The organism is Pseudomonas sp. NCIMB 10586 (assembly GCF_023127895.1).
Taxonomy (GTDB): domain Bacteria; phylum Pseudomonadota; class Gammaproteobacteria; order Pseudomonadales; family Pseudomonadaceae; genus Aquipseudomonas; species Aquipseudomonas synxantha_A.
Window position 1 is genome coordinate 48175 of the sequence record NZ_SPKQ01000003.1, and the last position, 6574, is coordinate 54748.

Sequence of the window (6574 nt, forward strand, 5' to 3'; positions counted from 1 at the left end):
GTTATTCCTTTACGAGCGGGCTGTCGTCCACTTCAACTTTTTCGCCGGGGCGTGCATGTTGCAGGCCCTCGACGATAATGCGATCGCCTGGCTTGAGGCCGCTGCTGACAATCCAGCGATCTTCGATCACCGCGCCCAATTCCACCGGCTGCTGGCTGACGGTCTGCTCGGCGTCCAGCAGCAACACCATCGGGATGCCGGCGCTGTCACGGGTGATGGCACGTTGCGGCACGCTGATGCCTTGCTTGTCGACCGCCTGCTCCAGGCGTACCCGTACAAAGCTGCCGGGCAACAGGTCCAGATCCGGGTTGGGGAACTCGCTGCGCAAAATGATCTGCCCGGTGCCCGGGTCAACGCTGATCTCGGCGAACAGCAGTTTGCCCGGCAACGGGTACAGGCTGCCATCGTCCTGGATCAGTGTGGCTTTGGCCTGGTCCTGGCCGACCTGCTTCAGGCTGCCGGCACGAAAAGCGCGGCGCAGGTCGTTCAACTCGCGGGTGGACTGGGTGAGGTCGGCGTGGATCGGGTCCAGTTGCTGGATGATCGCCAGCGGCGTGGCTTCGTTCTGGCCGACCAGCGCGCCTTCGGTCACCAGGGCACGGCCGATGCGCCCGGAAATCGGCGCGGTCACGGTGGCATAACCCAGGTTCAACTTGGCACGCTCGACGGCGGCCTTGTTGGCGGCGATTTCGGCGTTGGCCTGGCGTAGCGCGGCACGGGCGTTGTCGTATTCCTGGCCGCTGATGGCGTTGCCTTCAACCAACTGGCTGTAGCGCTGCTCTTGCAGGCGGGCCTGGAACGCATTGGCTTCGGCCTTGCTCAGGTTGGCCTGGGCGCTGTCCAGGTCAGCCTTGAAGGGCGCCGGGTCGATGCGCAACAGCACGTCGCCCTGTTTCACATCGTGACCTTCCTTGAACACACGCTGCATGACCACACCGGCCACTCGGGCACGCACTTCGGCAATGCGCGGCGCGGCGATACGCCCGCTCAGTTCGCTGGTAATGGACAGGGGCTTGGCCTGCAGGGTTTCGATGCGCACTTTGGCCAGGGGCATTTCCGGCGCCTCGTCTGCAGACTGACCACACGCGCTCAGCGCCAGTGTGAGGGCCAACAGGCAAAACGGCGCAAATAGATTCTTCGACATGCTCTTATCCCAATATTGACTGGCGCATCCTAAAGTCACCTGCGCCGTGGTGCTGTGAAGCTGTGTAGGTCGTGTGTGAAGAAGTGTAAGGTACGGCGCGCGTGGCGTCGGGGGCGTATATCCTTGCACAACCTTGCTTACAATGAAGATCAAATGTGGGAGGGAGCAAGCCCCTTCCCACATGGGATTTGTGTACGACTTATCAGTGTATTTTCTGGAAACACCCTATGCCCAACATCCTTCTGGTCGAAGACGACGCCGCACTCTCCGAGCTGATCGCCAGCTACCTGGAACGCAATGGCTATCACGTCAGTGTGCTCAGCCGCGGCGACCACGTACGCGAACGTGCGCGTCTCAACCCGCCGGACCTGGTGATCCTCGACCTGATGTTGCCGGGCCTCGACGGCCTGCAAGTCTGCCGCCTGCTGCGCGCCGACTCGGCGGGCCTGCCGATCCTGATGCTGACCGCCCGCGACGACAGCCACGACCAGGTGCTGGGCCTGGAAATGGGGGCCGACGATTATGTGACCAAACCCTGCGAGCCGCGCGTGCTGCTGGCCCGGGTGCGCACGCTGTTGCGCCGTAGCAGTCTGTCCGAGCCCCAGGTGGCCAACGACCGGATCATCATGGGCAACCTGTGTATCGACCTGTCGGAACGCACCGTTACCTGGCGCGAGCAGGCGGTGGAGCTGTCCAGCGGCGAATACAACCTGCTGGTGGTACTGGCGCGCCACGCCGGTGAAGTGCTCAGCCGCGACCAGATCCTGCAACGCCTTCGCGGCATCGAGTTCAACGGTACCGATCGCTCGGTGGACGTGGCCATTTCCAAGTTGCGGCGCAAGTTCGACGACCACGCCGGCGAGGCGCGCAAGATCAAGACCGTGTGGGGCAAGGGTTATCTGTTCAGCCGCTCCGAGTGGGAATGCTGAACCATGTTCCGTGTGCTGCTACGCCTCTACCTGATCACTATCGTCACCTACAGTGCAGCCATCTTTCTGATTCCCAAGCTGGTGATCCAACTGTTCGAACACCGCTACATGGACTACAACATCGAACAGTCCCGTGGCCTGCAAAAGCTGATGGTCAAGCAATACCAGCGCGCACCGGTGGAGCACTGGTCCCAGGTGACCGACCAGTTGAGTCGCGATTTTGCGCCATTGAAGGTTGAACTGTTGCTGCGCCAGGACGCTCGCTATACGCCGCAGGAAGAACAACTGCTGGAGCAAGGCAAGTCGGTGATCCGCCTGGGCGAGTGGGGCTGGATGGAAGAAATCAGCTCGCCGATCAATCAGCAGTTCGCGGTCAAGCTGACCATTCCGCCGGACCCGCTGGACATGAACCTGCTGTACTGGTCGATGAACGTGCTGATCGGCGCGGCGCTGCTGGCGTGCCTGCTGGTGTGGCTGCGCCCGCACTGGCGTGACCTGGAGCGCCTCAAAAGCACCGCCGCGCTGTTGGGCAAGGGCCACCTTGGAGAGCGCACGCGCCTTCCGCCCAGCTCCAGCATCGGCAGCCTGGCGACGGTGTTCGACACCATGGCCGACGATATCGAGCACCTGCTGAACCAGCAGCGCGACTTGCTCAATGCGGTCTCCCACGAACTGCGCACACCGCTCACCCGCCTGGATTTCGGCCTGGCGCTGGCGCTCTCCGAAGACTTGCCCCAGGCCAGTCGCGAGCGTCTGCAAAGCCTGGTGGCGCATATTCGCGAGCTGGATGAACTGGTGCTGGAATTGCTGTCCTACAGCCGCCTGCAAAATCCTGCGCAATTGCCCGAACGGGTCGAGGTGGCGCTCGATGAGTTTATCGACAGCGTGCTGGGCAGCGTCGACGACGAGCTGGAAAACCCCGAGATTGTCATCGACGTGGCGCTCGACTGCACCGTGGAGCGCTTCAGCCTCGACCCGCGCCTTACCGCCCGCGCCTTGCAGAACCTGCTGCGCAACGCGACGCGCTATTGCGACAAACGCATTCAGGTGGGGGTCAAGGTGTGTCCCAACGGCTGCGAAATCTGGGTGGACGACGACGGCATCGGCATACCGATGGACCAGCGCGAGCGCATCTTCGAACCGTTCTACCGCCTGGACCGCAGCCGCGACCGTGCCACCGGCGGCTTCGGCCTGGGCCTGGCGATCAGCCGACGTGCCCTGGAGGCCCAGGGCGGCACCTTGACAGCCCTGGCCTCGCCTCTGGGCGGAGCGCGGTTTCGGGTGTGGTTGCCCAGCGCAAGCTGATCAGAGCACTTTGACCGCGCGGCCGATGGCCTGGATCGGCCCGGTCGGTTTACCGGTCGGCGAGCCACGCGGGTCTTCCAGGGTCAGCTCGAACAGCTGGTTGGGCGCAAGCGGCGGCAGCTTGTCCAGCGGTACCGAGAGCGTTTGCCCTGGCTTGACCAGCCCCAACGACACCGGAGCCTGCCAGCCATCGCCTTTGGTCCAGAACTGCAGGGCTTTGTCGTTCGGTACTTCCATTACGCCTAGCGGAATCAGTTGGATCTGTTGGTCATGGCTGGCCTGGATCACCCAACCGGGTGTCTGGCTCTGTGGCGCAACCAACACCACCACAAACGTCGAGTCGGCTACGGGCGGGCGGGTCAGCAACAGTGCGGCCAACACCAGTGTGGTCACCAAACCTGCGCCAGCCAATCCACGCCAGAGCGACAGCAGGTTCCACCAAGGCACGCCGGCATCCTGGTTTGCCGTGCTGTGTTCAATGCGCCGCCACAGCTGTGCGGACGGCGGCACGGGCTCGGCCAAGGCGGTCAGTGGGAGCAGACGCTGTTCCCAGGCATCCACCGCCGCACGCAGCTCGCTGTCATGTTTCAAGCGTTGCTCGACCTCGGCGCGTTGGTTGGCGGGCAGGGTGCCCAGCACGTATTCGCTGGCGAGTTCATCCAGTGGGTTGCTCATGCCATGCACTCGCGCAGCGCGACGAGGCTCCGTTTGATCCAGGCTTTGACGGTGCCCAGGGGCGTGTCCAGTTTCCGGGCGATTTCGCTGTGGGAATAACCGTCGACATAGGCGTGAAGAATGCACGTGCGACGGGTCGGGTCGAGTTGTTCCAGGCAGTTGTACACCTGGCCTTCTCGGGCGCTGAATTCAAAGCTGTCATTGGCGGCGGCGAGCTGCTCGTGTTCATCGCTCAATGCCACTTCCCGGTAGTGATTGCGCACGGCATTGAGCGCCAGGTGCCGGGTGATGCTGAACACCCAGCCCCGTGCCGAACCGCGGCTTGGGTCGAAACTGCCAGCGCCGCGCCAGACCTTGATAAACGCGTCATGCACGACATCTTCGGCCAGGGCTTTGTCACGCACAATGCGCAACGCCACGCCGAGCAAGCGGCTGCTGTCCTCGGCATAGAGTTGGCGCAAGGCGCGTTGGTCGCCACGGGCACATGCCGCCAGGCAGGCTTGATAATCAAACAAACACGGCATCCTTAAAATGGCTGAGTCCTGTGGCGAGCGCACTCGCCACAGACAGCGTAGCCGAGTTTGCTCAGTTGGCCGCCCAGAAGATGTAGTCGGCCTGATACTTCACCACAGCCTGCTGGCCTTTGTTCGCCACCGTGCATTCGCTGCTAGGCGCCACACCGCCTTTGAGGGCGACCCGCTGGATGTAACTCACCCCGCTCATGGCACCTTTACCTTCAGCCGGGTTGGCCTTGACCAGTTGATAGGGCAGGTTGCCTGCACTTGAAGGTGCTACCGCCAGTTGGGTACCGGTGATTTTCGAGCCGTCCTGGGCTTGCCAGGTGGCGGGCGGGCCGAAGTAGCTGCCCACCGGCTTGCCGCTGCGGTCATTCAACACGGCTTTGGGGCCGACAAAGAACCACTCGGTCTGGCCGACGGCGTTGGCTTTGTCACGGCATTCGTAGGTGATTTCGCCGACCCCGGTGGTTTCCATCGTAATCTTGTGCCCGTCGGGCACCTTGATACTTTCAGGCAAGCCGGTCTGGGCGAAAACCGCAGGCGCGGCGGTGAGTGCAGCCGCGAAGCAGAACAGTGTTTTAGCGTTCATGGGTAGTGCTCCATTTGAGTAAAACAGCGGGGTGACTGCAAGGACTACACGCGACACGCCCGATTGGATGCACCGGTTAGAAAATAAACTTCAGAGGGCGCACACTGTGCGCCCGCACCCGCCCTATGAGGCGACACGCCGCGTTTTCATACAGGGCGTTGGCGCGAAGCCTTCACGGGTGAGTACTTTTCCGCAACTGAAATGAGCTGTTTTGCGTATCAGCATGTGGCAACCCCAGGAAGTGATCATGGATCGCTTCCTGTCGGTAAGCTTCATCGCGGCGCTACCAGCCGCGCAAAATGCCACGGCGACCGAGCCATTGTGCGAGTTGATCGACACACACACAGCGCTGCGTGGGCGTGACACTGTAGCGTTCCGGTATCAGATTCAGCCCTATGTCTGCCATCGCCTGGCAGAAAAGGCATAAAGTCAGATCATATTGATATAAGTGGTTATAAGAAAAATCGCTATCCTGCGCCCAGAAATTTATAAGGCCGCAGGTAGCTGTAATGGATGTGGGTAATATTGGTTTCGTGGTTGCCGGCCTGATCGTTGGTTTTATCGTCGGCATGACCGGTGTCGGTGGAGGCTCCCTGATGACGCCGATCCTGTTGTGGTTCGGCATCAACCCGGCCACCGCGGTGGGGACTGACTTGCTGTATGCCGCCATCACCAAGTCCGGTGGTGTGCTGGTGCACAGCAAGAACCGCAACATCGACTGGACCATCACTGGCTGGCTGACCTTGGGCAGTGTGCCGGCGGTGCTTTTGACGTTATGGTTCCTGGCCAGCCTGCACACCGACCCCAGCGCGATGAATGCGGTGATCAAGCAGGCGCTGGGCTTTGTGCTGTTGCTGACCGCATTGGCGATCCTGTTCAAGAAAAGCCTGTTGGCCTTTGCTCAGCGACATGCCGGTGATGACTACCACATGCGCCCGCGCAACCTGAACGCCCTGACCGTGTTGACCGGCGCGGTCCTCGGCACCATGGTAGCCCTGACGTCCATTGGCGCCGGGGCCCTCGGCACGGTGGCGCTGTTTATCCTGTATCCGTTCCTGGCCACGCGCCGTCTGGTGGGCACCGAAATTGCCCATGCCGTGCCCCTGACCCTGGTGGCGGGCCTGGGCCACGCGAGCATGGGCAATATGGACTGGCATCTGCTGGGCTTCTTGCTGATGGGCTCGTTGCCGGGGATCTACTTCGGCAGCCATATGACCGGCAAGATCTCCGACAGCGTCTTACGCCCGTGCCTGGCGGTCATGTTGATGGCGGTGGGGTACAAGCTGGCGTTCTGAGCCGCATGTGCTCCACATGTGGGAGGGGGCTTGCTCCCGATGGCTGCCTCAGGGCCGACCAGGATGTTGGATCAGACCGAGTACATATCCGTTATTTGGGTAACGGCTGATATTGGTTC

7 protein-coding genes and 1 pseudogene are annotated in these 6574 nt (G+C 61.9%); 4 read left to right on the forward strand and 4 right to left on the reverse strand.

Annotated elements, in window-relative coordinates:
- Nucleotide 1: 1 nt before the first annotated feature.
- Nucleotides 2-1144 carry an efflux RND transporter periplasmic adaptor subunit gene (locus E4P01_RS01250; RefSeq protein WP_216091521.1) on the reverse strand — a complete coding sequence of 381 codons (1143 nt, stop codon included), beginning with the start codon at nt 1142-1144 and terminating at the stop codon, nt 2-4.
- Between the two features lie 227 nt (nt 1145-1371).
- Here E4P01_RS01250 and E4P01_RS01255 point away from each other — a divergent pair, with 227 nt between their 5' ends.
- Together E4P01_RS01255 and E4P01_RS01260 are read left to right on the forward strand one after the other, a co-directional pair.
- Nucleotides 1372-2073 (forward strand): response regulator transcription factor, encoded by a 702-nt coding sequence (locus tag E4P01_RS01255; protein ID WP_005788610.1) that lies wholly within the window; start codon nt 1372-1374, stop codon nt 2071-2073.
- A 3-nt stretch (nt 2074-2076) separates the two neighbouring features.
- The gene (locus tag E4P01_RS01260; RefSeq protein WP_078821478.1) at nt 2077-3378 is read left to right on the forward strand and encodes an ATP-binding protein; all 1302 of its coding nucleotides are present in this window, start codon (nt 2077-2079) and stop codon (nt 3376-3378) included.
- Here the strand turns inward: E4P01_RS01260 and E4P01_RS01265 are convergent, their stop codons facing one another.
- From E4P01_RS01265 to E4P01_RS01275, 3 genes are all read right to left on the reverse strand, one after another.
- On the reverse strand, nt 3379-4053 hold the full coding sequence (locus E4P01_RS01265; RefSeq protein WP_078821477.1) for an anti-sigma factor: 675 nt from the start codon (nt 4051-4053) through the stop codon (nt 3379-3381).
- Nucleotides 4050-4577, reverse strand: coding sequence for a sigma-70 family RNA polymerase sigma factor (locus tag E4P01_RS01270; RefSeq protein ID WP_216091520.1), 528 nt, complete (start codon nt 4575-4577; stop codon nt 4050-4052). Before E4P01_RS01270 ends, E4P01_RS01265 begins: the two co-directional genes overlap by 4 nt.
- Nucleotides 4578-4638: 61 nt before the next feature.
- The gene (locus E4P01_RS01275; RefSeq protein WP_103734302.1) at nt 4639-5160 is read right to left on the reverse strand and encodes a DUF3455 domain-containing protein; all 522 of its coding nucleotides are present in this window, start codon (nt 5158-5160) and stop codon (nt 4639-4641) included.
- 121 nt (nt 5161-5281) lie between these two features.
- Between E4P01_RS01275 and E4P01_RS01280 the strand changes: the two are divergent.
- A pseudogene (locus E4P01_RS01280) lies at nt 5282-5587 on the forward strand (SAM-dependent methyltransferase); the annotation flags it as partial.
- An 82-nt stretch (nt 5588-5669) separates the two neighbouring features.
- Nucleotides 5670-6455: a sulfite exporter TauE/SafE family protein gene (locus E4P01_RS01285; RefSeq protein WP_216091519.1), complete on the forward strand. Its 786-nt coding sequence runs from the start codon at nt 5670-5672 to the stop codon at nt 6453-6455.
- Nucleotides 6456-6574 lie beyond the last annotated feature (119 nt).

Bases quoted from the DNA above. Each gene is read 5' to 3' on its own strand.
- E4P01_RS01260 (WP_078821478.1), top strand. From the start codon at position 2,077: ATGTTCCGTGTGCTGCTACGCCTCTACCTGATCACTATCGTCACCTAC.
- E4P01_RS01250 (WP_216091521.1), bottom strand. From the start codon at position 1,144: ATGTCGAAGAATCTATTTGCGCCGTTTTGCCTGTTGGCCCTCACACTG.
- E4P01_RS01265 (WP_078821477.1), bottom strand. From the start codon at position 4,053: ATGAGCAACCCACTGGATGAACTCGCCAGCGAATACGTGCTGGGCACC.
- E4P01_RS01285 (WP_216091519.1), top strand. From the start codon at position 5,670: ATGGATGTGGGTAATATTGGTTTCGTGGTTGCCGGCCTGATCGTTGGT.
- E4P01_RS01275 (WP_103734302.1), bottom strand. From the start codon at position 5,160: ATGAACGCTAAAACACTGTTCTGCTTCGCGGCTGCACTCACCGCCGCG.
- E4P01_RS01270 (WP_216091520.1), bottom strand. From the start codon at position 4,577: ATGCCGTGTTTGTTTGATTATCAAGCCTGCCTGGCGGCATGTGCCCGT.
- E4P01_RS01255 (WP_005788610.1), top strand. From the start codon at position 1,372: ATGCCCAACATCCTTCTGGTCGAAGACGACGCCGCACTCTCCGAGCTG.